Here is a 25,288-nt window from a genome sequence, read left to right as displayed (position 1 = left end):
GAAGCACAGTAATGTGTTGTCGAGTTGACTGGTACTAATAGGCCGAGGACTTGCCCACAAAGATGTTACGCATCCACTCTACAGCTCTGAAACACCACACAACCACCAGCATAATTCGGTGGCAAGTGGTTGTTTCGTAGTGTTTCGGTGGTTATAGCGTCAGGGAAACGCCCGGTCCCATTCCGAACCCGGAAGCTAAGCCTGACAGCGCCGATGGTACTGCAGCCGAAGGGTTGTGGGAGAGTAGGACACCGCCGGACTAACATTGAAGAAGGTCTGGGACCTGGTCGAGAACCCTTGAGGTTCTCCCAGGTCCCAGACCTTTTTTCATACCCAAACCCCGTCACACACGTGCCCGAACCGGTCACACACGTGTCCAGAGAGGGATCACGCGTGTCCAGACGGGCGACACGGCGCCGCCGGCAGCGGGTGCCGTGTCGCCCACCCAATCACGCGAGATGCCCCCGCAAACACGGGTACCGTCCAGCTGATCACACGAGACCCGCCCCTGGACACGCGAGATCCGCCCCTGATCACGCGAGTGACGGGTTCGGGCGGGAGGGGACGGGCGCCGCAGGTGGTTAAGGTGGCCTTCAGGACAGGCGGGACAGCAGTGACGAGCGGACCAGAGGGCTGGCCGGCCTCGCATTAAGAGGACTAAATGCGGGGAGCGGTGAGGGCGGGCAGGGTCTCGCCGAGCGGGCCGCGGACGACCGCGGAAGCCATGGAGTCGTAGGGCGTTTCGGCGCCATTGCAGATCACCACGTCGGCCCCGGCCCGTGAAGCGACACTCACCAACGAGGCGGCCGGCTGCACGCTCAGCGAAGACCCGGCCACCAGCAGGAGATCGCAGCCGGACACGGCGGCACGCGCGGTCCGAAGCAGGTTCTGGTCCAGGTGCTGACCGAAGGAGACGGTGGCCGACTTCAGGATGCCGCCACACAGCAGACAGGGCGGATCGGTCTCGCCCGCCCGGACACGCTCCAGCGTCGAGCGCATGTCCCGGTGATCGTCACAGGACAGGCAGACGGACTCGAACATCGTCCCGTGCAGTTCCAGTACCCGCTCCGGCGGAGTGCCCGCTTTCTGATGCAGCCGGTCGATGTTCTGGGTGACGATGTGCGTCGGCGACAGGCGTTCGAGCGCGTAATGCGCGGCATTCGGCACCGCGTCCCAGCCGGGATGCACCAGCCGTGCCTGCCAGGTCCGTTCCCGGACCTCGCGGCTGCCTCGATACGCCTGGAGGTTCGACATCTTCTCCGCGGCCGGATCGCGGGTCCACAGGCCCTGCGGGCCGCGGAAATCGGGGATCCCCGAATCGGTGGAGATCCCGGCGCCGGTCAGTGCGACGATCCGGCCGGCGCCGGTGACGAGCGAACGGGCCTTGCCCAGTCCGGTATCGGGGTCGGTGGTCACCGTCCCATGATGACCGCTACTTGACCGCGCTGCCCGCCTGCCAGTCCGCCCACGACTTCGACCAGTCGCCGTAGAGGTCCCAGACCGGCAGCTGCGGGCCGCCGGAGTTGGTCACCTCGACGACGTCGCCGAGCCCCATGTTCTGGTAGAACCACTGGGCGTTGGCGGCGTTCAGGTTGATGCAGCCGTGCGACACGTTCGCGCTGCCCTGCGAGCCGACGCTGTTCGGGTTCTCGTGGACGAACTCACCGTCGTTGGAGATCCGCAGCGACCACTTCTCGTTCGACTTGTAGTACCCCGGCTGGCCCTGGCAGACGCCGTAGGTGCACGAGTCCATCGTGTAATTCTCGTGTTTGTCCGAAATGACGTGCGCGCCCAAATGCGTGGGCGTGGCATCCTTGCCCATGGAAATGGGCATCGATTTCGCCAGCTGGCCGTTGTGGAAGATCTGCATCTGCTCGGTGTTGCCGTCGGCCTTCGCGACCCAGGAATCGTGCACCTTGTACGTTTCGGTGCGGTCGGTCGCGCCGTAGACGCCATTGCCGAAATCGACGCCGTAGATCATCGCCGACACCTTGAGCGTCGTCCCCGCCTGCCAGTACGTCTTGGGGCGGTAATGGACGTTCTTGTCGTCGATCCAGTACCAGGAACCCTCCTGCTTCGGCGTGGACTCCACCGACAGCTTCTTCTCCACGTCGGCCTTGTTCTTCACCGGCTGGCCGAAGGAGAACACGATCGGCTGCCCGACGCCGACACCGCCGGCCGCGGCGGCCGACGGGGCGGGGATCAGGTTCGGGTTCGCCTGCTGCTTCGGGCTCAGCGTGGAGACCCTGCTCTGCTGCTCGACAGGCTTTCCGTTGGTGCCCTGGGCGTGCGCCACGATCTTGTAGGTGCTGCCGTAGCCGAGCGGCTCGGTGGTCTTCCAGCTGAGGCCGTCGCTCGCCAGTTCGCCCTTCACCTGGTTGCCCTTGTCGGCGTTGCTGACCGTGACGTCGGTCAGCTTGCCGTGCTCGGCCTTGACCACCACCGGGATCGCCGGATTGACGTTGGTCCCGCCCGCCGGGTCGATGGTCACCGAAACCGAGGTCTCGTCCGATCCGGTGCCCGGGCCGGATGAATTCGGAGGACCGGAGCCGCCGGAGGACGAGCAGGCCGAGATCAGCAGTATCGCGGCGAGTATTCCGGCCGTCGAAAGTAATGTCTTCTTGGGAAACATGAGAGTCTCTTTTTACCGTCGCTCGATCAGCGGAAAGTTCTCTTTCAAAAGTACGCGACGAAGAAGACGTGATCGATGCCGGATGGTTGCCTGTCACGCCACGACGAGACCCGGCGCGCCGTAAAGACCTGGGCCATTGACGCTCAATTCACCCAAATAGGTCTTCGCGGCCTCGTAGGCCTCGGTGGTCAATGTCGTGGTGTGACTGAAGTCCAGTGGGCTGACCCGCACCGGTTTCGGCCCCGGCACGTAGACCACGGGCACTTCGGCCGCGGCGATCGGCGCCTCCAGCACGGCCTGGTTCCGCATGCTGATCATCGCGGTGAACATCATCACCTCGGCGAAGGTCTGCGGGGTGCCGGGCATCTTGCCGGGGAAGGCGCAGTCGAGGACGACGAGCGACTTCGCGCCCATCGCGAGCGCCTGGCGCATCGGCACGTTGGCGACCAGGCCGCCGTCGTAGAGCATGCGGTCCCCGAACGGCACCGGCGGATAGATTCCCGGGATCGCGCAGCTGGCCAGCAAGGGCGCCAGAACGGGACCTGAGCGGATCAGCAACGGCTCGGCGGTGTCGACGTCCGTCGCGACGACGCCCAGCGGCAGCGCGAGATCCTCGAACCGGACGCCCTCGCCGATGTGCTCGTCGACGATCGCGGCGAGTCCGGTGTTGGGGAACAGGTTGGTCTTGCTGTGCCGCAGGGTCCGCACCTGGCTGAGGACGCCGCCGGGGAACGCCTCATGCCGCGTCATCCGCGACCAGATCCGGTTCAGCCTGTCCCCCGATTCGCCCCCGAGAGCGAGGACGGCCGCGTTCAGCGAACCCACCGAGGTGCCGACGACGAGGTCGGGAGCGAGGCCGGCTTCCGAGAGCGCCTGCAGCATCCCGACCTGCATGGCGCCGAGACTGCCGCCACCGCCGAGGACGAAACCGATCGGCTGGGGCAGGTTCAGGGCGGCCATGCCCGGAATCTAGTCGTCCGCGCCGATCTTCGCCGGGGTGGCTTCTTCGGCTGTGACGCCGAGCGCTTTCTTCTTCTTGTAACGCAGCAGGAAGAACACGGCCACGCCGACGAGCACGCCGAGAACGACCAGGCCGCCGGTGTTCAGCACGCCTTCGACCTTCTTCGCGGCCTCACCGAGGGCGGCGCCGATGCCGATGTGGATGGCCGACCAGCAGGCCGCGCCCGCCGCGGCGGCGGGCAGGAACTTGCGGAACGGCAGGCCCGAGGTCCCGGACGCCGCCGGGGTCAGCGTGCGGATCACCGGGAGGAACCGCGCGAAGAACACCGCCCACGCGCCCCGCCGTTCGAGGACGCCCGTCGCCTTGTCCCAGGCGTCGAGGCCGTACTTGCGGATGAGCTTCGTTTCGCGCAGTCGTGGGCCGAAGCGTTTGCCGATCGCGTAGCCGAGGGAGTCACCCAGTGCGGCGCAGACCGTCACGACCGCCCACAGGGTCAGGAACCGGGAGACCGACGTCGCCGTCGTGGCCGCGATCAGCAGCCCCGATTCGCCGGGTGCGATGAAACCGAGCCCGATGGTGCATTCGGCGAACACCAGTCCGCCGGTCGCCGCGACCAGTCCCGGTTCGGGGAGACCCTGCAGCCAATTGAGGAGATCCGTTACCAACGCCACCAGGTCACTTTACTGATTCGTGACCTGGTGGGTGGCGATGTCGCGGACAGGGTGACCGGAGTCACCGGGCCAGCAGTGAGCTGGCTTCCTGGGCGGCGGTCCCTTCGGCGGCGAGGTGCGCCAGGTTCTCCGACAGTGCTTCGCCGCGGCGGGCCTTCGTCTGCGCGAAGAGACGCCCGGCGCGGTAGGACGACCGCACCAGCGGCCCGGCCATGACGCCGGCGAAACCCATCGCTTCGGCCGCGTTCGAATGCTCGACGAACTCTTCGGGCTTGACCCAGCGGTCGACCGGGTGGTGCCGGGGCGAGGGGCGCAGGTACTGGGTGATCGTCAGGATCTCGCAGCCCGCGTCGACCAGGTCCTTCATCGCGGGCGCGACCTCGTCGGGGGTCTCGCCCATGCCGAGGATCAGGTTCGACTTCGTCACCAGACCGGCCTCACGGGCCTTCGTGATGACCTCGAGAGACCGGGCGTACCGGAATCCGGGTCGGATCCGCTTGAAGATCCGCGGCACCGTCTCGACGTTGTGCGCGAGCACCTCCGGCCGCGAACCGAACACCTCGGCCAGCTGCTCCGGATCCGCGTTGAAGTCCGGGATCAGCAGCTCGACACCAGTACCCGGGTTCAACGCGTGGATCTGACGGACGGTCTCCGCGTACAGCCACGCGCCACCGTCTTCGAGATCGTCACGCGCGACACCGGTGACCGTCGAGTAGCGCAGGCCCATCGCCTGGACGCTTTCGGCGACCTTGCGCGGCTCGGTGCGGTCCAGTTCGGCGGGTTTGCCGGTGTCGATCTGGCAGAAGTCACACCGACGGGTGCACTGGTCGCCACCGATCAGGAACGTGGCTTCACGGTCTTCCCAGCATTCGTAGATGTTGGGACAGCCGGCTTCTTCGCAGACGGTGTGGAGGCCTTCGCGGCGCACCAGGCCTTTGAGTTCGGTGAACTCCGGTCCCATCCGGGCGCGCGTCTTGATCCACGACGGCTTCTTTTCGATGGGAGTCTGGGAATTCCGGACCTCGAGCCGCAACAGCTTGCGGCCATCTGGGGCAGCACTCACACCGTCACCCTACGCCCGCCGGAGTAGTGGTCGCCGCTCACGCGGGGTCGGGGGTGACGCCCGTCAACTTGGTGGTCACGTCCCACAGGGCGGCACCGAGCGATTCGCTTTTCGCGGGGGCCAACGGCCGTACCTTGACCGGGGCACCGCGAAGCCCGCCGAGCCCGCGCGGGCCGATGTAGTCGCCGCCCTCGACCTCGGGTGAGGTCGCCGCGAACAGTTGCGGCAGCGTGCCCTGACGGGCGTTCTGCGCGATGAAGATCTCGCCGATCCGGTTCCCCGCGCCGACGAGCGCGCGCACCACCGGGTTGCGGTAGGAACGGGCCATCCCCGAGCCGAGTCCGGTCCAGGTGTAGCCGGGGTGTGCGGCCACGCTGACGACGTCCTCGCCCGCGGCGCGCAGCCTGCGATCGAGTTCGAGCGCGAACACCTGATTGGCGAGCTTCGACTGGCCGTAGGCCGAGCCCGGGTTGTACATCCGGCGTTCGAAGTTCGGGTCGGCGACGTCGATGCGCGCGCCTGTCGCCGCGATGCTCGACAAGGTCACGACACGCGCCTTCGAGCCGCCGCGCAGTGACGGCAGCAGCAGCCAGGTCAGCACCGCGTGCCCGAGATGGTTCGTGCCGAACTGGGTCTCGAAGCCGTCCTTGGTGTGGCCGCGCGGGGTCGCCATCACGCCCGCGTTGTTGACCAGGACGTCCAGCTTGCCGTCCGACAGTTCCTGGACCTTCTTCGCGGCTTCGCGGACCGAGTCGAGGTCGGCGAGATCCAGCCGGACGAGTTCGGGTGCCTCCCCGGTCGCGGCCGCGCGCACCTGCTCCAGCGCCTTGGCCCCGCGCTCCGGCGACCGGCAGCCGAGCAGCACACGGGCCCCCTTGCCCGCGAGCACCTCGGACATGCGCAGTCCGAGCCCCGAGTTCGCGCCGGTGACGAACACGGTCCGGCCGGTCTGATCAGGGATGTCGGCCTCGGTCCAACGTGCGTGAGCAGCCATGTCGGTCACCTAACTACATCGTCGCGTGCGTCGCCATGGCAGGTCAGGCGCTCGGCGCGAGCAGCCGGAGCAGGTGACCCATGGGGCTGCGGCGGCGGGCGGGCTTCGCGTGCCTGCCGTGCCGGAGCAGGGTGGCGAACGCGCCGCCGACCTTGGTGATCTCCGCGGCCGGTTCCTTGCCGTCGGCCAGTCCCGCCGTCAACGCGAGGGTGCGCAGTTCGGCTTCGTGCGACGGGATCAGCGCGGGGCACCGATCGAGGCCCGAGTCGAGAACGGCGCGAAGGGTCTCGTGCTCGGTGGTGGCGCTGTTCCAGGCACGGGTGACGGCTTCGACGCGGTCGAGCGCGAGGTCCTGGTCGGCGTAGTCCGGGTCGGTCATCTCGGCGCGGAGACGGCCGGCGAACACCTGATTCCACTTGTACTGGAGCGCGACGAGAAGCTCTTCTTCGTTCGCGAAGTACTTGGTGGCGCCAGGGATGTCTTCGAGTGAAAGCGCGTCGGACGGGTGGTGACCCGCCTGGCGCAGTGCGGCTTCGAGGATGTCGCGCCGCTGGTAGAAGTCGTTCCAGCTCATGATGTGGGCTCCCCTCCGTGACCCGGTTCATACCGCAGGTTTGCGGCATACTCCCGGTACGGACCTGACAGCAGTCAACATACCATGGGTATGGAGCGGGGCCGGCGGCGTAAAGTTGTGAAGGTGGCGACAATGAGGTCAAGGCGGCTGGACTATTCCGAGTCCACCCGGTCGGCACTCGTCGAGAGTGCCGTGGAGCTGTTCACCAAACGCGGGTACGCCGGCACGTCTCTCGACGAGATCGCCAAACGGGCCAGGGTGACGAAAGGCGCGCTCTACCACCATTTCAGTGGAAAGCAGGCGCTCTTCGAAGCTGCCTTCGACACGGTCGAGAGCCAGGTCTTCGACAGGCTTGAAAAGATCATGAACGGTCCGGATTCGCCATGGGAGCGGGCGCTCGCCGGGCTGCGCGGTTTCCTGCAAAGCTGCCTCGACCCGGCGTACCAGCGGATCGCGATCCACGAAGCGCCGGTGGTGATGGGCTGGGAGCGCTGGCGCGAGGCGGAGGAACGGTGCAGCTTCGGCCTGGTCCGCACCGGGATCCAGTCGCTCATCGAGGTCGGCGAGGTCGACGACGTCCCGGTGGACGTCACCGCGCGGCTCCTGTTCGGCGCGCTGTCGAGCGCCGCGATCGAGATCGCTTCGTCTCCCGAGCCGAAGAAGGTCAGCGCCCAGGTCGAAGAGGTCCTGGTGCGGCTGCTCGTCGGCTTCCGCCGTGTTCCGCCTGCCGAGCACGGGAAAGCGAGCTGAGCACTCCGTCTATAGGGTGGCGGCGTGGACCTCAGGATCTTTACCGAGCCCCAGCAGGGGGCCAGCTACGAAGACCTGCTCCGGGTGGCCAAGGCCACCGAGGACGCGGGTTACGACGCCTTCTTCCGCAGCGATCACTACCTGAAGATGGGATCGGCGACCGGGCTTCCGGGCCCGACCGACGCGTGGATCACCCTCGCGGGTCTCGCCCGTGAGACCAGCCGGGTGCGGCTGGGCACCCTCGTCACCGCCGCCACCTTCCGGCATCCGTCGGTGCTCGCGATCTCGGTCGCGCAGGTGGACCAGATGTCCGGCGGCCGCGTCGAACTCGGCCTCGGCTCGGGCTGGTACGACGACGAGCACACCGCCCTCGGCCTCGACCTGCCGCCGATCAAGGAGCGCTTCGATCGCTACGCCGAGCAGCTCGCGGTGGTCACCGGGCTGTGGGAGACGCCGGAAGGGGAGACCTTCTCCTTCGACGGCGAGCACTACCAGCTCGCCGGTGCGCCCGGCCTGCCCAAGCCGGCGCAGCGGCCCCGGCCGCCGGTGATCATCGGCGGTGGCGGCAAGAAGCGCACCCCGGCGCTCGCCGCCCGTTACGCGGACGAGTTCAACCTGCCGTTCGTGGGCCCGGAATTCGCCGTCGAGCAGTTCGGCCGTGTCGACGACGCCGCGCGCGAGATCGGGCGCGACCCCAAGGAGATCCTCCGCTCGGTCGCGCTCGTCGTCGCCGTGGGGCGTGACGAGGCCGAGGTCGCGAAGCGCGCCGCGGTACTCGGGCGCGAGGTGGGCGAGCTGCGGGAGAACGGCCTGGCGGGGACGCCGTCGGAGGTCGTCGAGAAGATCGGGCAGTGGCGGGAGAAGACCGGGATCACCCGGCTCTACCTGCAGCTGCTGGACCTCTCGGATCTGGACCAGGTCGAGCTGATCGCCTCCGAGGTCGCACCTCAGCTGGACTGACGGCGGGATGCCGTGAAGGCCTCCTTCCCTACCTTCAGAGTAGGGAAGGAGGCCTTCACGGACATCTAGGCGTATTCGACGTCCACGCTGGCGATGGAGCCGCCAGGACTGAAGGAGATTCCTGACGGATTGCCGTTGACGGCGGGGTAGCCCTCTTCCCGATGGCAGTTCGGACGGCAGTACTGGACGACGACCTTGTAGGTCCCGCTCGGACAGAAGCCGGCGGCCCAGGTCGAGCCGTTGGTCTCGGTCCAGCAGCTCGGCGGCACCGCCGACGCGACGCCGGGTGAGGCCAGCATTCCGCCGACAGCGGCCACGACCGCGGGGCCGCCGGTGTTTCCGTGGCCCTGCTGGAAAGCGTGGCACAAAAACTAGTTCTGCAACGCGAAAGTGACACCTGCGGCGGCGGGTGCCTCGGGCCGCGGCAGCCAGCGTTCGCCGTTGACCGGCAGATCGCCTTCCAGTGCCGCGAGGACGGCTTCGCGCGCCATCGGCAGCACCGACGCCACGGTGACCTCGCGGTCGAGTTCGTACGAGAGCGACGTCACGCCCGCGTCCCGGATGCCACACGGGACGATCTTGTCGAAGGCGCCAAGGTCGGGATTGCAGTTCAGCTCGAAACCGTGCATGGTCACGCCGCGCTGCACGCGGATGCCGATCGCGGCGATCTTCCGCTCCACGCCGCGATCGTCGGCGGGGATCCAGACGCCGCTGCGCCCTTCGACCCGGCCGGTGTGCACGCCGAGCTGGTCGCAGACGGTGATCAGGGCCTCTTCGAGACGCCGCACGTAATGGACGACGTCGATCGGGTCGGCGAGTTTGACGATCGGGTAGCCGACCAGCTGACCCGGCCCGTGCCAGGTGATCTTGCCGCCGCGGTCGACGTCGAGAACCGGGGTGCCGTCTGTCGGCCTGTCCTCGGCTTCGGTGCGTTTGCCCGCGGTGTACACCGACGGGTGCTCCAGCAGGAGCATGGTGTCGGGGCCTTCGCCGTCGGCACGGGCTGTCACGTGGCGGCGCTGGATTTCCCAGGCTTCGGTGTAGTCGATCGTCCCGATCTCGCGGACGTCGACGGGCTCGGTGGCGGCACGGCATGACGTGGTCGAAGAGCTCACCTGAGCGACACTACGCCGGGTCTTCCGGCCGGGGCAGCAGCCCCAGCCCGGCCGCCGAAATCAGGCCCGCGCCTCCCACCGCGAGTACGGATCCCGCGGTGTCGGTCAGCCAGTGCACGCCCAGCACGATGCGGCAGAGCGCGCCCACGAGCGTCGCCGCGACGGCGATCATGATCGCGAGACGCACCAGCCGCGGGCGTGTCCAAGCGCACAGCAGGACCGCGACGAACCCGGTGCAGGCGACGGCGACGACATGCCCGCTCGGGTAGCTCGGATCGGGGAATTCGCGGGGCCGATCCCGGCAGAACAGCGGTTTGGCGATCAAGCTGGTCAGGCGGCACAGCACCAGGACGACCGCGAGTTTGACGCACAACGCGGTCAGCTCCCGGCGGCGTAGCGCGATCACCACCAGCACCGCGCCCAGCGCGAACGGCAGGACCGGGCCGAGGACGTTCGTGACGAGGTCGGCAACCTGCCCGAGGGGCCGGGTGTACTGCCCGCGGAAGGTGTCGGCGAGGGCGACGTCCACCGGCGGCGGCCGCTTGTCCACGGACAGCCCGAGGATGACGAAGCCGATCAGCAGAAGGGTTCCGGCGAGGGTGTACAGACCGCGCCGCGCGGTCATGTCGCGGCGGCCAGCGCGTCCTCAAGGGTCGGGTGACGGAATTCGTACCCGGCTTCCTCCAGCGCCTTGGGCATGGCGCGTTGCCCGAACAGCGCCATCTCTTCGGCCGCCTGTCCGAGGGCGATCTTCATGGCGAACCCGGGGACCTGCCAGATCGCCGGCCGGTGCACGGCGCGGCCCAGCGCCTTGGTGAAGGCCGCGTTCGTGGCGGGCTGTGGTCCGGAGAGGTTCACCGCGCCGGACAGGGACTCGTTCTCCAGCGCGAAGACGATCGCACCGACCTCGTCGTCGAGCGAGATCCACGGCATGTACTGCTTGCCGTCACCGAGTTTCCCGCCGAGCCCCAGGCGGAACAGCGGCCGCAGGACGTCGAGGAGCCCGCCCTTGCGCGAGAGCACCAGTCCGGTCCGGACGCGCACGACACGAGCGCCCGCGGTGGCCGCGGCCTCCGTGGCGCCTTCCCACGCGGTGCAGAGTTCGGAGAGGAAACCTCGCCCCACCGGACTCGATTCGTCCACAAGGGACGGACCGGGGTCACCGTAGTAGCCGACGGCGGAGGCGTTGACCAGTACGGGGATCCCGTGTTCGGCGACGGCTTCCGCGAGCACCTCCGTCGGTTCGACCCGGCTGTCGAGCAGAACCTGTTTGCGGGCCGCACTCCAGCGTCCGGGCAGCAGCGGCGCGCCCGCGAGGTTCACGACGGCGTCGACGCCGTCGAGCGCGCCGTCGGCGATCTCCCCGGCGGGGGGATCCCAGCGGCGCTCGTCGCTGCTTCGCTCCTCCCGGCGTACCAGCCGGACCACTTCGTGTCCGGAGCCGCGCAACCGCTTCGTCAGGGAGGTGCCGATCAGTCCGCTCGCGCCCGCGATCAGAACTCGCATGAACCGATCGTGTCCTATCCGCGATCCGGTCGCACGCTCAGGTTCGCAGTTGCCCGGCCACGTCCGACGCGGCGGTGAGCAGCACCAGCACCGGGATCGTCGCGGCGGGGCGGAGCCGGTAGCTGCCCCGCTTGTCCTGCTCGACGATCCCGGCGCCGGTCAGCGCCTTGAGGTGGTGATACAGCTGGCCGGGGGAGCCGAGTTCGGCGGCCTCCTGCAGAGCGGGCGCGGTCTGCGCGCCCTGCTGGGCCAGTGTCCGTACGAGTGCCACCCGTGCGGTGCTGGACAGGGCCGCGAGCACCTCGACCCGCGGCCCGTCCGCGAAGGCCAGCATCGGACCGGGCGTGACGTTGATCGCCCAGCTCAGTTCGAGCGGGTCGGTGAGCTCGCCGTGATAGCCGACCAAGCCGCCGGGGCTCGCCGCGGACTCGGCCTGGTGCTGACTGTGCTGACTTTCGAGCGCGGCGACCCGGGCTTCGAGGGCGGCGATCCGGTCGGCGAGCTCAGCGTTCATACCGGTTATCTATACCTTCGATCAGCAGAGCGCTCGCTCCAGGGCGGCGAACCGCTCCGGATCGGACAGTGCCGCGATCAAGGCGTCGACGAGGTGCGAGGCGTTCGCGGTGTCCTGATCGCTCACGCCGGTGAGCAGGACGGCCGCGGTGCCCGATCGCCCGCCTGGCCACCGCGCGGAAAGCCCGATGGTGAGCGTGCGCGGCAGGCTCCCGCCCTTGAAGAGCACTTCGCTCGCTCCAGGCGGGACGCGGTCAGCGAGCGGTTGCGCGAGAATCTCGCGGGCGAGCGCGCCACCCGGCCGATAGCGGCCGGACGCCAAGCTGCGGTGGAGCGAGAACAGCTCCGACGCCGTCCCCCTGGCGTGGCCTTTGACCCACGGCCACTGCGCGTCCGGGGTCCCCGGCATGTCCGGCCAGCGTTCGAACGCCTCGGCGCGGAACGCGGGATCGGTCACGAATCGCCGCGCCACCGCGTCGCCCAGCGCCCGCCGGACCGCGACGGGACTGCCGGGCGGCGGCGCGTACTCCGGCATCATCAGCATCAGGACTTCGCCGCCCAGCGAACGGGTGTCCGGTCGTATCCAGCCGCCTCGCGCCGCCGCGAGCTGGAGGGCGGGATCGCCGAGGCGGGTGCGGAGGTAATCGGTGGCGGCGTTGTCGCTGAAGAAGATCATCGCTTCAGGGATCCTCGCCAGCGGGACGCGCTGCTCGGGGTCCTTGGCGATGCCGAAGTCGTCGCAAGGGATCCCCAGCCAGGTGAGCGCCTGAAAGTGCGCGCGGCCGTCGGAGACGAACGGGTGGTGGGCGTCCCAGTCGCCCACCCGGATCTGTTCCTTCGGGTCGAGCCCGCCTTCGGCGACCGCGACCGCGTACGCGCTGAGGTGCACGACCTTGATCGACGAAGCCAGCAGCCGCCGGACCTCGGCGTTGCGAGAAGCCCTGCGGCCCGCGCCGTCGTCGATCAGGACGGAGACATCGCCCCGGTGGGCGGCGAGCCAGTCGAGCCAGCCCTGTTGTGTCGATGTGCCCGGCTGGGCCGCGCTCGCGGTTCCCGGCAGCAGCAACGCGGCCGATCCGGCGGCGGCACCGGCCAGCAGATGGCGTCTGGTCAGCATGGGTAGCACCCTCCCTCTTGTTTTCCGTAATTCCGGAATACTAGAGTTCGGGGTGGCTGTCAAACCCATGAAACGCGGGAGAAAGGTGAAGGCCCCCGCTCCGCCGAAGCGGGACGAGGGCCTTCACGGACTACTGGAGGATCAGAGACCGAGCTCGTCCTCGAAGTTGCCCTCTTCCAGGCGCTGCTTGATCGTCGTGACGAAGCGGCCCGCGTCGGCCCCGTCCACCAGGCGGTGGTCGTAGGTCAGCGGCAGGAACGCCATCGACCGGACGGCGATCGTGTCGTTGCCGTCGGCGTCCGCGATCACGACCGGGCGCTTCACGACCGCGCCGGTACCGAGCATGCCGGACTGCGGCTGCACGATGATCGGCGTGTCGAACAGGGCGCCGTTGGAGCCGATGTTCGTGATCGTGAAGGTGCCGCCCGACAGCTCGTCCGGCTTGATCTGGCCCGAACGCGCGCGGCCCGCCAGGTCGGCGATGCGGTGCGCGAGACCGGCGAGGCTGAGCTCACCCGCGTCGTGGATGACCACCGACAGCAGACCCTTTTCGGTGTCCACCGCGATCCCCAGGTGCACCGCACCGTGGTAGGTGATCTCCTTCGTGTCCTCGTTGTAGGACGCGTTGACGTTCGGGTGCTGCTTGAGCGCCTCGACGGTGGCCTTCGCGAAGAACGGCAGGAACGTCAGGTTGACGCCCTCGCGCTCCTTGAAGGCCGCTTTCGCCCGCTGGCGGAGCTTGGCGATCTTCGTGACGTCCACCTCGTGTACCTGCGTGAGCTGCGCGGAAAGCTGCAGCGACTCGCGGGTCTTCACGGCGGTGATCTGACGGATCCGGCTGGCCTTCTGCACGGTGCCGCGCAGAGCCGCGAGCTCCGGCGAAACCGCGGCCTTGCGCGGAGCCGACGGGGCGGCGGCGGGGGCCGGAGCGGCGGCGGCGGGCTGCGCGGCGGGAGCCGGGGCGGCCTTCTGCTTGGCTTCGGCGGCCGCGAGCACGTCCTGCTTGCGGATACGGCCACCGACACCGCTGCCGGTCAGCGACGACAGGTCGATGCCGTGCTCCGAAGCGAGCTTGCGGACCAGCGGCGTCACGTACGGCGCGTTGTCCGAACCGTTGTCGCTGCTCGCCGCGGCGGGCTTCGGCGCGGGCTGGGCAGCCGGCTTCGGCGCCTCGGCGGGCTTCGGCGCGGGAGCCGCTTCGACCTTGGGCTCGGGCTTGGGTTCCGGCTTCGGCTCGGGCTTCGGTTCCGGCTTGGGCTCGGGCTTCGCCTCGGCCTTCGGCGCGGACCCGGCGGCACCGATCACCGCGAGGACACCGCCGACCTCGACGGTCTCGTCCTCACCGGCGCGGATCTCCAGCACGGTGCCGGCGACCGGGGACGGGACCTCGGTGTCGACCTTGTCCGTGGAGATCTCGAGCAGCGGCTCGTCGACCTCGACGCTCTCGCCGACCTGCTTGAGCCACCGGGTGACGGTGCCCTCGGTGACGCTCTCGCCCAGCTCGGGCAGCTTCACCTCGGTGCCTTCGCCACCCGAAGCCGGCGCGGTGTCCGGCTGGGACGGCGCGGACGCCTGCTCCTGCACGGGCTCCGGCTCGGGCTCGGGTTCGGGCTGCGCCTCTTCGGCGGCGGGCGCGGCGGAGCCGGAGGACTCCGGCACCCCGCCGGTCCCGTCGTCGATGACGGCGAGCTCGCCGCCGACCTCGACGGTCTCGTCTTCCTGGGCGCTGATCTTCACGACCTTGCCGGCGACCGGGGACGGGACCTCGGTGTCGACCTTGTCCGTGGAGATCTCGAGCAACGGCTCGTCGACCTCGACGGTGTCGCCCTCCTGCTTCAACCACCGGGTGACGGTGCCCTCGGTGACGCTCTCACCGAGCTCCGGCAACGTGACGGAGTAGGCCATCGTTCGCTGACTCCCTTGATATGTCTTGCTTGGTCTTCTGGTTCTTCGACGGTGAGACGTCAGCTGTGGACGTGCAGCGGCTTGCCCGCCAGGGCGAGGAACGCTTCACCGAGGGCCTCGGTCTGCGTGGGGTGCGCGTGGATGAGCGGAGCCACGTCCTCGGGGAACGCCTCCCAGCTGTAGATCAGCTGCGCTTCGCCGATCAGCTCGCCGACGCGGTCGCCCACCATGTGCACGCCCACGACCGGCCCTTCCGGAGCCTTGATCAGCTTGACCCCACCGGAGGTCTTGAGGATCTGGCTCTTGCCGTTGCCGCCGAGGTCGTAGGTGAAGGTGGTGACGTCGGAGCCGTACTTCTCCTTCGCCTGCGACTCGGTGAGACCGACCGAAGCGACCTCGGGGTGCGAGTAGGTGACGCGCGGGATGCCGCTCTCGTCGATCACGCGCGGCTCCTGGCCGGCGATCTCTTCCGCGACGAAGATGCCCTGCTGGAACCCGCGGTGCGCGAGCTGCAGGCCAGGGACGATGTCGCCGACGGCGTAGACGTTCGGCAGGTTGGTGCGCAGGCGGTCGTCGGTGAGGACGAAACCGCGCTCCATCTTGACGCCGGCCTCCTCGTACCCGTGCCCGGCCGAGTTCGGGCCGCGGCCCACGGCGACCAGCAGCAGGTCGGCTTCCAGCGTCTCGCCGGACTCCAGCGACACACTGACGCCGTTGTCGTCCTGCTTGGCGCCGGTGAACCGGACGCCGGTCTTGAAGGCGATCTTGCGGCGGCGGAAAGCGCGCTCGAGCTGCTTGGACGCGTACTCGTCCTCGTTCGGGACCAGGCGGGGCAGCGCCTCCACGATGGTGACGTCGACGCCGAAGGACGCCCAGACGGACGCGAATTCGACACCGATGACACCACCGCCGAGGACGATGACCTTCTTCGGGATGTAGTCCAGCGAAAGCGCCTGCTCGCTCGCGATGATGCGGCCGCCCAGCTCCAGGCCCGGCAGCGTCTTCGAGTAAGAGCCGGTGGCGAGGATGACGTTCTTGCCGGTGTAGCGGGTGCCGTCGACCTCGACGGTCGTGCCGCCGACGAACGTCCCGGTGCCCTCGACGAGGTTCACCTTGTGTGCCTTGGCCAGGCCCTGGAGGCCCTTGTACAGGCGGGAGACGATCCCGTCCTTGTACTTGTTGACCCCGGCGATGTCGATGCCTTCCAGCACGGCCTTGACGCCGAAGGTCTCGGCGTCGCGGGTCTCGTCGGCGACCTCCGCCGCGTGCAGGAGGGCCTTGGTCGGGATGCAGCCTCGGTGGAGGCACGTCCCGCCAAGCTTGTCCTTTTCGATCAGGGTGACGGAAAGGCCCAGCTCGGCCGCGCGGAACGCGGCGGCGTAGCCGCCCGATCCGCCACCCAGGATCACAAGGTCGGCGGAGGTGTCGGTCACTTCAATAACTCCTCGGCAAGCGGTAGGGGTGGTGCTCTGGCGCCGCTTCGCGCGGTATACGCGCGCGCGGACACTTGCCATCTTGTCACTACGTGTGGAGAGCCTGCGACCTAGCCGGGTATGCGACGGCGAGCACACGCCCGTGTCGGGATAATGGACACCGGACGCGAGTGGGAAGTGAGGTGGTCGGAGTGGGTCTGTTCGACTCGCTGCGCCGGCGCTCTAAAGGTGGGCAAAAGCCCGGTACGCTGCGGAAAGCCTCGTCAAACGACTTCAAGCATCTCGAAGAGTGGTCCTCTTCACGGACCGGTGTCGAGGCCTATGTGGAGCCCAAGACCAACGTCACGGAGACCACAGTGGTCCTCATCGCCCATGACGGCGAGTGGACGCGGCGGCGGGTCGACAGCCTTGACGCGGCGCAGCAGTTCGGTCACAAACGGTCGATCCCCGTGTACGAGGTGGCGCGGGTCGGCTACCCGAAGCGGATGCGTGAGTACACCGAGCGGAAGAAGCGCGGCGAAGTCTGACTCTGTGTGAAGGCGGCGGACCGGTGTTTGGCTACCCGCTGGAACCGGGCCGTGTCTCGGTGTGCTCATGAGTGGCGATTCGGGTTAGAACCCGAATCGCCACTCACGACCACCCGGACCGTCACGCGGATTGGGCCAAAAGAAGCAGGTGCCGCTCCAGCAGCGCACGGAACGTCGGATGGACCGTCGTGCCGAGCGCGGGGTCGATCTCGACCGTCCGCCACTGCTCGCCCGCCGAGGTGAGCAGCACTACGGCCGGATCGGCGATCACGACGACCCCGCCTTCCGCGCGCAGTTCAGCCGTCCCGAGCAGCCGGGGGAAGACGACGTCGGCGGGCAAGCCGTCGCAGGTCATGAGGAACTCGCGGTAGTCGTCGGGCAGGCGGAGCCCGAGCCGCGCCTCGGCCGCGCCGATGGTGCGGAGTGACGCCGCCGGGGGCGCGGTGCCGACGCCGCGAAGCCGGAGGACGCCCGAGATCATCTCGCGCCACGAACCGGTGTCCGGTGGGTAGCGCTCGTACAGTGCCGCGACCAGCGAACCGGCGCACAGCTCCGGCCAGCCGCCGAGACCCAGCGGGTCGGCTCCCGCGGCCAGGCGCGGCGCGAGCCGCCGGGTCGCGGCGAGCACGGCGACGTCCGGGCGGGCCTGTTTTGAGGCGATCTCCGCCCAGGCGTCGAGGTCGCCGCGCGCGACGGCCTCGCGCAACCGATCCGGCCGCGACGGCCCGAGGTGCGAGACGGTCTCGCCGATCGGGGACCCGCCGAGCAGACCGTCGAGATCGGACACCCGCCGGGCGAGGTACGCGTCGTGAGCGCGCTCCTCGGCGTCGAGGTCGAGCGGGGTCATCGCCGCGGCCCACTCCGGCCACGCTTCCCGCGCTTCGAAGAGCATCGCCCACGCGCGGGCCTGCACGGCGCCGGGAAGCAGTGCGGGGACGGGGCGTTCGGTGAGCGCGTGCCAGTGCGTGATCAACCTGTCGGCGTCCGCCATCGCGCCGGACGTGGCGAACATCAGCGCCGTGTGCCCGATCCGGTCGTCGAGCGTCGTGTCGTCGCCGCTGAGCACGTCCCTGATCGCGCCTTCGAGATACGCGTCCCTGTCCACGGAACCGACCTTGCCACACCGGGTTCCCCTCCGGCGCGCTGCCTCATGGGGCAGTTCATCGGGCCATGCGTTGACGACTGATCCATTCGGCCGCCACGCTTGCTGTGTTCGCGAGACTTTCGAGGCGGGGAAACGAAAAGGGTGCTTCGGCAGCCGCGGTTCTTCCTGCCGTCCGCCGCGTGGATAGGAAGTGCCGGTCGTGACCGATCTCGTGCTTTTCCCGCACTGCGATCTCCATCTCGTGCTCACCGGCGCGTCCGCGCTGGAGCTGAGGCTGTTCCTCAGGGGCGATCCCGATCCGGTCACCGGCCGGTACCCCCTCACCCCGGTCGGCGCGTCCGAGCGGGTGATCGAGTTCTTCGCGCCGCACGCCCCGCTCCGCCATCGGTTCGACGATCTGCCGACCGTCGACACGTCCGGCGTGGTGAAGGCGACGAAGACCGGCGTCTATCTGTTCCACGTCCGGGCGGGTGACCGCTATCTGGTCGGCAGGCTCCAGGTGCACAGGAAGATCGAGAACTGGTGGTTCGGGAACGACTCCCTCACCACGGCACTGGATCCGGTGGTCCCGCACTCGCAGCCGTCGTTGTACGCGCGATTCGACGACGACGTCGCGAGCGGGACCGATCTCGTCGGCGACATCACCGGGCACGGTTACATCACGCTGTCGTCGAGCGACCCCGCGAAGCTCACGGTTTCGTCGCAGGGCAGGGTCGGCGGCTCCGTCGTGACCCCGCCGCCGCCGTCACCGGCGGTGGTGAAGGTTCTCGGTTCCTTCCAAGGTGGACCAGTCAAAGAGTTGCCGGTCCACGTCGTCGACTACGCCAGGGTCCGTGCCGACCTTTTCCCCGTCGAAGCCAAGGACGCCGCCGGCGCGGCCAGGATGCAGAACATCCTTTTCGTGGGCGAGGGTTTCACCGACGGCGAGAAACCGGGCTTCGAAAGCGCCGTCGCCGACGCCGCCTACAACCTGTTCGAGAAGCCCCGGCATCAGCCGTACGGGATCCTCGGCTCGCGGTTCAACATGTTCAGCTACTTCACCCCGTCACGGGAGAACAAGGTGACGACCGGGTTCCGGGTCACGGACACCGCGAGCGGCAAGGTCGGCATCGGCTCACCGATCCCCTTCAACGGAGCGGCCAGTCCTGACGAGAAGATGTACACCCTGGTCGAGCTGACAGCGCGCGTGGGACTTCCGAAACGGAACGAACAACGGAAACTCGAGGACCTGCTGGCCGAGTGGAACGGGCAGGACCTCCACGACTTCAAACCGGCCAAGGTGGACAAGCCGCTGACCGACGCCTGGAAAGCACAGCAGGCCAAGGGAATTCTGCACGCCCGGGACACCTTCTTCGGCCTGAATCTGGGACAGCGGCTCGGTGATCGCGTCTCCGGCGAGTCGACGGACCACGCGCCGAGGCCCGTGAACGACACCGCCGGTGATCCGGTGCTCAGGGCTTTCCTCACCAGGGTCTACGAGTTCTACCGCCCGGATGTGACAAGGCTGCTCATTCCCGACCCGAGGCGGCATCCACCCGAGCTTTACCGCCGCGGGGCGGTCAACATCGGCGACCCGATCCTGCGGTTCGTCGTGGCGCTGCGGTTCACCAAGGCGGGAACGGTGTATCCGCTCGGGGACGAGTGGAAGGCCGACACGGCCGGATTCCGGCGCAGCCGCGGCCTCATCGCGATGATCGTCAACGACGACCTCGACGGCGGCACCAACTTCAACGCGAAAACAGTCACGGCCCAGACGGTGAATTCCCGGATCAAGCTGAAATTCGACTACCAGGGCCCGGGTACTCCCGGTCACGACGAACTCGAGATGCGCCGCGATTCCGGCCCGGTCGACGCCGATCTCGACGGGGTGACCGACACGATCGCCCACGAGTTCGGGCACAGTTTCAACCTCGGCGACGAATACGAGGAACGAGGCGGCGACAATCCGGCATTACCCGTGACCGCACCGGATTCCACTTCGGACAATCTCGCGGTGCTGCCCTTCCTGCGGTCGGGGGCACCGCCGAGCCGCAAGCTCGACATCGACCTGGTCAAATGGCTCATCCTGCCGCGGATGAAACTGGCCGCCCGGTTGCTCGCCCCGTCGGTCAACGTCCCGTTCGGCATCCAGGTGTCGATCGGGATCACCGAGGTCGGCAACTGGGCCGTCCTCGAAGGAACCACCGTTTCGGTGCGGTTGCGCAACTTCAAGCCGGGGCCGGGCGGCACTCAACTGCCCTTGGCGAAGCTCGCCCCCGGCCTTCTGGAAGACCTGCGGGTCTTCAAGGTCGACAAGGCCGCGGGCACCATCGTCCTCAATGGGCCGTCCTTGCCGCCTTCGCCGTTCCCCGTGTTCGAAGAAGGGTCCGCGCTGTACGTACCGGCGAAGGATCCGGCGGGCGTGCCTCTACTCGCGGTCCGCCAGGAGACTCTGGCGTTCCTGCGGTCCAGCCAGGAGCCGCTCAACGTCGAGACCGGGATCACCGAGGTCAACACCGGCGCCGACTTCCCGCGGCCGATCGACGGCGGGCTCATTCCCTGTGAGCCGAGCACCCTCATCGGGATCTACGAAGGCGCCGGCCGATTCGCCGGCGGAAGCTACCGGCCCGCCGGGGCCTGCAAGATGCGCGACAGCGGTGGCCGAAACGAGGCGGGGGAGTTCTGCTTCGTCTGCAAGTGGCTGATCGTCAACCGGGTCGACCCCGGCATGCACGCCTTGTTGAGCGCGAAGTACTACCCGGGAGGCGGGAATGACTGAACTGGGTACCTTCGAGAAGATCCTCGCCGAGATCGGGCAGGCGCTGCTGCCGCTGCGGACGGCCCTGAAGTCGCCCGACGAGTTCTCCGTCCTGCTGTGGAAGCTCGGCTGGCGGATCGACACGATCCCGCAGCCGTTCACCGAGCTGGGGGCACAGGTCGAGATCCTGTACGACGGGCTGCGGGGCCTGCTCGGCGACGGCGGGATCAGCGTCGGCGGTTCGGTGGGTGACGGCGGAGCGGGCGTCAGCGTCTCGCCCGACGCCGTCGGACGTGTCCTCGGCGCGGTCCAAGCCGTTGTCGGCGGGATCCGGGCGATCAAGAACGCCCCGGCGTCGGCCATCCCGGAATCCTTGCGGGCCGACGGTTTTCTGGAGAAGTTCCCGGGGCAGCTCGTCGACCACCTGATCGTCACCTACCTGAACAGGTTCCACCCCGCCCTCGGCCGTGGCCTGCACGCGGTCGGCGTGATCAAGAACGGTTTCGTTCCCGCGGCCGGAAACCGGCCGCAGTACATGCGCGTTTCGTTCGACCTCGCCGACCTGCCGCGGCTGCTGTCCGACCCCACCGGAGTCTTCAAGGACGCCTTCGGCTGGGGCGGTGCCGACTTCCGCTTCGGCGCCCTCGCTTCACGGATCGACGACCTTCTCATGACCCTCGGCGTCCATGTCTCGGTCGAAGACCTAGGGGACGCCGCGGCCGACGCCGTCGTGGGTGATTCGGCGCAGCCGGTCAAAGCGGTCAAAGGTGTCTTCTTCGAACGCGTCCCTTCGCCCCAGAACCGGATGTCCGCCGAGATCAGGCTCGTCCGGGTGCCCGGCGTGGGCGGCGGGCCGCCGGGGCTGGCGCTGTTGCCGTCGTTCGACGGCGCGATCGGCGCGGAACTCCCGCTCGCCGAGGACCTCACGGTCGTGATCCGCGGCGATCTCGACCTCAAGGGCGGCGTCGCACTGCTGATCCGCCCCGGCCAAGGCATCGAGACCGTCGTCGGGTTCGAGAAGGGCTCGCCCGCCAAGATCGATGGCGCCATCGAGGTGGTCGTCGAGCGTGGAAAGAAGGCTGCCGAGCCCACCTTGCTGATCGGCTCGAAGGACGGCACCAGGCTGCAGTTCCGCAAGATCGCCGCGACCGGAGGCGTGCGGATCGCCGACGGTGTGGACGTCTTCGCCGAGTTCGAGGTCAAGGGGATCGAGTTCGTCTTCACGGCGGGCGGGGCCGACGGCTTCATCGGGAAGCTGCTCCCGGGTGGCGGGTTCACCGTCGGCGGTGACCTCGTCGTCGGGATCTCGCACGCGCACGGGTTCTACTTCCGCGGCTCGGCCAACCTCGAGGCGAACATCGCGGCCCATCTGAAGGTGGGGCCGCTGGAGATCCAGGGGCTGACTATCTCCGCGTCGCCGTCGGGGGACGGGATCCCGATCGGGCTGGGGACGACGTTCAAGGCGGAACTCGGCCCGATCACGGCGGTGGTGGAGCAGATCGGGCTCACCGCGGACCTCGCCTTCAAACCCGGCAACGACGGCAACCTGGGGCCTGTCGACCTCTCGCTGGGGTTCAAACCGCCGAAGGGAGTCGGGCTGTCGGTCGACGCCGGCATCGTGTCCGGCGGCGGATACCTGTACTTCGACCCGGATCGCGGCGAGTACGCGGGCGCGCTGGAGCTGGAGTTCGCCGGGCTGGTCGAGCTCAAGGCCATCGGGCTGATCACCACGCGGATGCCGGACGGTTCCGACGGGTTCTCGCTGCTGATCGTGATCGCCACCGAGTTCGGGGGCGGCGGTGTCCAGCTCGGCTTCGGGTTCACGCTGCTGGGGGTCGGCGGGGTCCTCGGGCTCAACCGCCGGATGGATTTCGCCGCGCTGCTCGACGGCGTGATCAACGGGGGCATCGAATCGGTGATGTTCCCCAAGGACGTCATCGCGAACGCGCCGCGGATCATCAGCGACCTCAGGCGCTTCTTCCCGCCGGAGGACGGCCGGTTCCTGATCGGGCCGATGGCGAAGATCGGCTGGGGGACCCCGGCGCTGGTCACCGTCTCGCTCGGGGTGATCGTGGAGATCCCGCCGGGCAACGTCGCGATCCTCGGGGTGCTGAAGTGCGTGCTGCCCAGTGAAGACGTCGCCCTGCTGAAGCTGCAGGTCAACTTCGTCGGCGCGCTCCAGGTCGACAGGTCGAGGCTCTGGTTCTACGCCCAGCTCTTCGACTCGCGGATCCTGACGATGACCATCGAGGGCGGGATGGGCCTGCTCGTCGATTGGAGCGACAACCCGGACTTCGTGCTCAGCGTCGGCGGTTTCCACCCGTCCTTCACGCCGCCGCCGCTGCCGTTCCCCGTGCCGCCCCGGCTTTCGATCGACATCCTGAACTCGCCGGGACGGCTGATCCGCGTGTCCGGCTATTTCGCGGTCACCAGCAACACCGCCCAGTTCGGCGCGAAGGCGGAACTCCGGCTGGGCTTCGGCGGGTTCGGGATCGAAGGGCATCTCGCCTTCGACGCGCTGTTCCGGTTCTCGCCGTTCTCGTTCATCATCCAGATCTCCGCCGGTGTCTCGCTGAAGGCGTTCGGGGTCGGGGTGTTCGGCATCGACCTCGACTTCCGGCTGGAGGGGCCGACGCCGTGGCGGGCGCACGGCCGCGGGTCGATCTCCTTGCTGTTCTTCGAGATCTCGGCGGATTTCGACATCACCTGGGGCGAGGAGCGCGACACGGCGCTGCCGCCGGTGGCGGTGCTCGGGCTGCTGGAGACCGAGGTCCGCAAGACCGAGGGCTGGCGGACCCGGCTGCCCGCCGGAGGGTTCAACCCGCTGGTCACCTTGCGGCAGCTGCCGGGCACCGGCGATCCGGTGCTGCACCCGCTCGGTTCGCTGTTCATCCACCAGCGCGCCATCCCGCTCGACGTCCGGCTCGACCGCGTCGGCGCGCAGCGGCCCAGTGACGGCAAGCGGTTCGGTGTCGTCCCGATCCCCGGCAGCGGGATGGAACGGGCGTCGATCACCGGCGACAAGTTCGCCATGGGCCAGTTCCAGGATTCCGACGACGCGGCGAAGCTTTCCCGCGCCGCCTACGAGGATCAGAACGCCGGACTGGAGCTGGTCGCGGAGAAGGGCGCGATCGCTTCGCCGAGGGCGGTGCGCCGCAGCGCCCGCTACGAACTGTACATAGTGGACAACGAACCGCCGGAAACGGTGACCACGCTCGGCATGCGCCGCCGCCGGGTCCGGATGGCGGCCAAGGCGCCCGCCGCGCCGAAGCTGTACAGCCCGCCGCCCGCGGTGTTCGGGGCACTCCTCAATGGCAGCAGTACCGCGCGTTCGCCGTTGTCCCGGCACGAAACCCGGTTGCGTCAGCCGTTCACCCCGGACGAGACGGTGCGCGTCACCGGTGACAGTTTCGTCGTCGCCTATCGCCGCAACAACCTGCAGGCGTTCCCGCCGTCGAAGGCCGGGTCGACGCTGGCGAACTTCCGCAGCGAGGCGAGCGCGGCCGACGCGATGGCGGACTGGATCACCGCCGACGGCAGCCTGGCCGGACAGCTGCACATCCTGCGCCGCACCGAGGCCGGGGGCGCGGGAGTGGCCGAGCCGGGCACGTGGTCGCCCGCCGGGCGGCCGCCGTCACCGGTTTCCGGCACCGACGCGGTCCGCCTCGTCGCGGGCAAGGTGCTCGTCGCCGGTGGGGCCGACGCTTCGGGGAAGCCGGTGGCCACCACGGCTTTGTTCGACCCTGTCGCGGTGGCCTGGGAAGCCGGCGTCCTGCCGCTGAAGACCGCGAGGCGGCGGCACAGCACGGCGCGGTTCGCCGACGGCAGGGTCGTGGCGGCGGGTGGACTCGGCGCGGACGGCGCGCCGCTGGCCTCGGCCGAGGTGTTCGACCCGGCCGTCAAGGCCTGGGCCGACGCGGGAAACCTGACCACCGCCCGGTCCGGCCACACCGCGACGCCGGTCGGTGCCCAGCTGCTCGTCGCGGGCGGGGTGTCGGCATGGGGCGCGGCGCTGGTCTCGGCCGAACTGCTGGACCCCCGGACGCTCCAGTGGACTCCGCTCCGGCCGATGACCGACGCCCGCACCGGGCACCAGGCGGTCCTCCTCACCGACAAGAAGACCAAGAAGGTCACGGGCGTACTGGTCGTCGGCGGCGCGGTGCCGACAGGGCAGGGCGAGCGGGCGCTGGCCACCTGCGAGATCTACGACCTCGCGACGGAGACCTGGCTTCCGACAGGCGGTCTCTCGGTGCCCCGCAAGGGACACCAGGCGACCGTGCTGCCCGACGGACGCGTGCTCGTCACCGGCGGCGACGCCGTCGGAGGGCTCCCGTACCGGCCGGAAAACGTCGCCACGGCGGAGATCTACGACCCGGTCGACCGAACGTGGAAGCGGGTCGCCGATCTGCCCGGCGGCGGCCGGAGCGGGCACCGTTGCGTCGCGACGCCGATCGGCGCGGTCGTCGTCGGGGGCGTCGGCCGTCCCGGCGCGACCGCGGGCTACCGGGCCACGGTGACCTTCGACCCCGATTCCGGCGGCTGGCGGGCGACCGGCGCACCCGCCGACGGCCGCTGGGACTTCCCGGCCGCCGACCTGGCCGACGGCCGCGTGTTCGTCGCGGGCGGGCTGGTGCGCGCCGGGGCCTCCGCGCCGGGACCGGATCCCGCCGAACTCTCCCCGACGGCCGAGATCTACCTGTCATGACCAGCGAAGGGACCGCTTCC

General features: G+C 68.9%; 21 protein-coding genes and 1 rRNA gene. 6 read left to right on the top strand and 16 right to left on the bottom strand.

Going from position 1 to position 25,288, the window contains the following annotated elements; all coding sequences use genetic code 11:
* The first annotated feature begins 143 nt into the window (after positions 1-143).
* A 5S ribosomal RNA gene (gene rrf / locus ACFOSH_RS41645) occupies positions 144-260 on the top strand.
* Positions 261-657: 397 nt separating this feature from the next.
* Here rrf and ACFOSH_RS41640 read toward each other — a convergent pair.
* The 7 genes from ACFOSH_RS41640 to ACFOSH_RS41610 form a co-directional block, all read right to left on the bottom strand.
* Entirely contained in the window at positions 658-1,416 is a 759-nt protein-coding gene (locus tag ACFOSH_RS41640) for an SIR2 family NAD-dependent protein deacylase (protein WP_378246890.1), read from the bottom strand.
* Between the two features lie 16 nt (positions 1,417-1,432).
* Entirely contained in the window at positions 1,433-2,632 is a 1,200-nt protein-coding gene (locus ACFOSH_RS41635) for a L,D-transpeptidase (RefSeq protein WP_378246888.1), read from the bottom strand.
* A 93-nt stretch (positions 2,633-2,725) separates the two neighbouring features.
* Entirely contained in the window at positions 2,726-3,592 is an 867-nt protein-coding gene (locus ACFOSH_RS41630; RefSeq protein ID WP_378246886.1) for a patatin-like phospholipase family protein, read from the bottom strand.
* A 9-nt stretch (positions 3,593-3,601) separates the two neighbouring features.
* Positions 3,602-4,264: a DedA family protein gene (locus tag ACFOSH_RS41625; RefSeq protein ID WP_378246884.1), complete on the bottom strand. Its 663-nt coding sequence runs from the start codon at positions 4,262-4,264 to the stop codon at positions 3,602-3,604.
* 61 nt (positions 4,265-4,325) lie between these two features.
* Positions 4,326-5,327: a lipoyl synthase gene (gene lipA, locus ACFOSH_RS41620; protein ID WP_378246882.1), complete on the bottom strand. Its 1,002-nt coding sequence runs from the start codon at positions 5,325-5,327 to the stop codon at positions 4,326-4,328.
* Between the two features lie 37 nt (positions 5,328-5,364).
* Complete coding sequence (locus tag ACFOSH_RS41615) at positions 5,365-6,321, bottom strand: oxidoreductase (RefSeq protein ID WP_378246880.1); 957 nt, start codon at positions 6,319-6,321, stop codon at positions 5,365-5,367.
* Positions 6,322-6,364: 43 nt separating this feature from the next.
* Positions 6,365-6,895 (bottom strand): hypothetical protein, encoded by a 531-nt coding sequence (locus ACFOSH_RS41610; RefSeq protein WP_378246878.1) that lies wholly within the window; start codon positions 6,893-6,895, stop codon positions 6,365-6,367.
* Positions 6,896-7,027: 132 nt separating this feature from the next.
* On the opposite strand from ACFOSH_RS41610, the gene ACFOSH_RS41605 reads away from it, so the two are divergent.
* Both ACFOSH_RS41605 and ACFOSH_RS41600 read left to right on the top strand, forming a co-directional pair.
* Complete coding sequence (locus ACFOSH_RS41605; protein WP_093938700.1) at positions 7,028-7,645, top strand: TetR/AcrR family transcriptional regulator; 618 nt, start codon at positions 7,028-7,030, stop codon at positions 7,643-7,645.
* Positions 7,646-7,669: 24 nt separating this feature from the next.
* On the top strand, positions 7,670-8,605 hold the full coding sequence (locus ACFOSH_RS41600) for an LLM class F420-dependent oxidoreductase (RefSeq protein ID WP_378246876.1): 936 nt from the start codon (positions 7,670-7,672) through the stop codon (positions 8,603-8,605).
* 65 nt (positions 8,606-8,670) lie between these two features.
* Here the strand turns inward: ACFOSH_RS41600 and ACFOSH_RS41595 are convergent, their stop codons facing one another.
* The 8 genes from ACFOSH_RS41595 to lpdA form a co-directional block, all read right to left on the bottom strand.
* The gene (locus ACFOSH_RS41595) at positions 8,671-8,973 is read right to left on the bottom strand and encodes a hypothetical protein (protein WP_378246873.1); all 303 of its coding nucleotides are present in this window, start codon (positions 8,971-8,973) and stop codon (positions 8,671-8,673) included.
* Positions 8,974-8,976: 3 nt separating this feature from the next.
* Complete coding sequence (lipB, locus tag ACFOSH_RS41590; protein WP_378246871.1) at positions 8,977-9,720, bottom strand: lipoyl(octanoyl) transferase LipB; 744 nt, start codon at positions 9,718-9,720, stop codon at positions 8,977-8,979.
* A 10-nt stretch (positions 9,721-9,730) separates the two neighbouring features.
* Positions 9,731-10,345 (bottom strand): phosphatase PAP2 family protein, encoded by a 615-nt coding sequence (locus tag ACFOSH_RS41585; protein WP_378246869.1) that lies wholly within the window; start codon positions 10,343-10,345, stop codon positions 9,731-9,733.
* On the bottom strand, positions 10,342-11,226 hold the full coding sequence (locus ACFOSH_RS41580) for a TIGR01777 family oxidoreductase (RefSeq protein WP_378246867.1): 885 nt from the start codon (positions 11,224-11,226) through the stop codon (positions 10,342-10,344). Before ACFOSH_RS41580 ends, ACFOSH_RS41585 begins: the two co-directional genes overlap by 4 nt.
* Positions 11,227-11,263: 37 nt before the next feature.
* On the bottom strand, positions 11,264-11,740 hold the full coding sequence (locus ACFOSH_RS41575) for an ArsR/SmtB family transcription factor (RefSeq protein ID WP_378246865.1): 477 nt from the start codon (positions 11,738-11,740) through the stop codon (positions 11,264-11,266).
* A gap of 21 nt (positions 11,741-11,761) precedes the next feature.
* Positions 11,762-12,856 carry a serine hydrolase gene (locus ACFOSH_RS41570; protein WP_378246863.1) on the bottom strand — a complete coding sequence of 365 codons (1,095 nt, stop codon included), beginning with the start codon at positions 12,854-12,856 and terminating at the stop codon, positions 11,762-11,764.
* Between the two features lie 141 nt (positions 12,857-12,997).
* The gene (sucB, locus tag ACFOSH_RS41565; protein ID WP_378246861.1) at positions 12,998-14,761 is read right to left on the bottom strand and encodes a 2-oxoglutarate dehydrogenase, E2 component, dihydrolipoamide succinyltransferase; all 1,764 of its coding nucleotides are present in this window, start codon (positions 14,759-14,761) and stop codon (positions 12,998-13,000) included.
* A 59-nt stretch (positions 14,762-14,820) separates the two neighbouring features.
* The gene (lpdA, locus tag ACFOSH_RS41560) at positions 14,821-16,194 is read right to left on the bottom strand and encodes a dihydrolipoyl dehydrogenase (RefSeq protein WP_005164222.1); all 1,374 of its coding nucleotides are present in this window, start codon (positions 16,192-16,194) and stop codon (positions 14,821-14,823) included.
* Between the two features lie 182 nt (positions 16,195-16,376).
* On the opposite strand from lpdA, the gene ACFOSH_RS41555 reads away from it, so the two are divergent.
* Positions 16,377-16,721 (top strand): oxidoreductase, encoded by a 345-nt coding sequence (locus ACFOSH_RS41555; RefSeq protein ID WP_378246858.1) that lies wholly within the window; start codon positions 16,377-16,379, stop codon positions 16,719-16,721.
* A gap of 121 nt (positions 16,722-16,842) precedes the next feature.
* Here ACFOSH_RS41555 and ACFOSH_RS41550 read toward each other — a convergent pair whose 3' ends face one another.
* Positions 16,843-17,826, bottom strand: coding sequence for an SMI1/KNR4 family protein (locus ACFOSH_RS41550; RefSeq protein ID WP_378246856.1), 984 nt, complete (start codon positions 17,824-17,826; stop codon positions 16,843-16,845).
* 199 nt (positions 17,827-18,025) lie between these two features.
* On the opposite strand from ACFOSH_RS41550, the gene ACFOSH_RS41545 reads away from it, so the two are divergent.
* Together ACFOSH_RS41545 and ACFOSH_RS41540 are read left to right on the top strand one after the other, a co-directional pair.
* Positions 18,026-20,584, top strand: coding sequence for a hypothetical protein (locus tag ACFOSH_RS41545; RefSeq protein WP_378246854.1), 2,559 nt, complete (start codon positions 18,026-18,028; stop codon positions 20,582-20,584).
* Complete coding sequence (locus ACFOSH_RS41540) at positions 20,577-25,268, top strand: DUF6603 domain-containing protein (protein WP_378246852.1); 4,692 nt, start codon at positions 20,577-20,579, stop codon at positions 25,266-25,268. The genes ACFOSH_RS41545 and ACFOSH_RS41540 overlap by 8 nt, the downstream gene beginning before the upstream one ends.
* Positions 25,269-25,288: the final 20 nt, after the last annotated feature.

The organism is Amycolatopsis speibonae (genome assembly GCF_042647925.1).
GTDB lineage: Bacteria > Actinomycetota > Actinomycetes > Mycobacteriales > Pseudonocardiaceae > Amycolatopsis > Amycolatopsis speibonae.
This window is presented reverse-complemented; position numbering and strand designations above follow the sequence as displayed.

Bases quoted from the DNA above. Each gene is read 5' to 3' on its own strand.
- ACFOSH_RS41630 (WP_378246886.1), bottom strand. From the start codon at position 3,592: ATGGCCGCCCTGAACCTGCCCCAGCCGATCGGTTTCGTCCTCGGCGGT.
- ACFOSH_RS41570 (WP_378246863.1), bottom strand. From the start codon at position 12,856: ATGCTGACCAGACGCCATCTGCTGGCCGGTGCCGCCGCCGGATCGGCC.
- ACFOSH_RS41605 (WP_093938700.1), top strand. From the start codon at position 7,028: ATGAGGTCAAGGCGGCTGGACTATTCCGAGTCCACCCGGTCGGCACTC.
- ACFOSH_RS41585 (WP_378246869.1), bottom strand. From the start codon at position 10,345: ATGACCGCGCGGCGCGGTCTGTACACCCTCGCCGGAACCCTTCTGCTG.
- ACFOSH_RS41635 (WP_378246888.1), bottom strand. From the start codon at position 2,632: ATGTTTCCCAAGAAGACATTACTTTCGACGGCCGGAATACTCGCCGCG.
- ACFOSH_RS41575 (WP_378246865.1), bottom strand. From the start codon at position 11,740: ATGAACGCTGAGCTCGCCGACCGGATCGCCGCCCTCGAAGCCCGGGTC.
- sucB (WP_378246861.1), bottom strand. From the start codon at position 14,761: ATGGCCTACTCCGTCACGTTGCCGGAGCTCGGTGAGAGCGTCACCGAG.
- ACFOSH_RS41580 (WP_378246867.1), bottom strand. From the start codon at position 11,226: ATGCGAGTTCTGATCGCGGGCGCGAGCGGACTGATCGGCACCTCCCTG.
- ACFOSH_RS41610 (WP_378246878.1), bottom strand. From the start codon at position 6,895: ATGAGCTGGAACGACTTCTACCAGCGGCGCGACATCCTCGAAGCCGCA.
- ACFOSH_RS41615 (WP_378246880.1), bottom strand. From the start codon at position 6,321: ATGGCTGCTCACGCACGTTGGACCGAGGCCGACATCCCTGATCAGACC.
- ACFOSH_RS41540 (WP_378246852.1), top strand. From the start codon at position 20,577: ATGACTGAACTGGGTACCTTCGAGAAGATCCTCGCCGAGATCGGGCAG.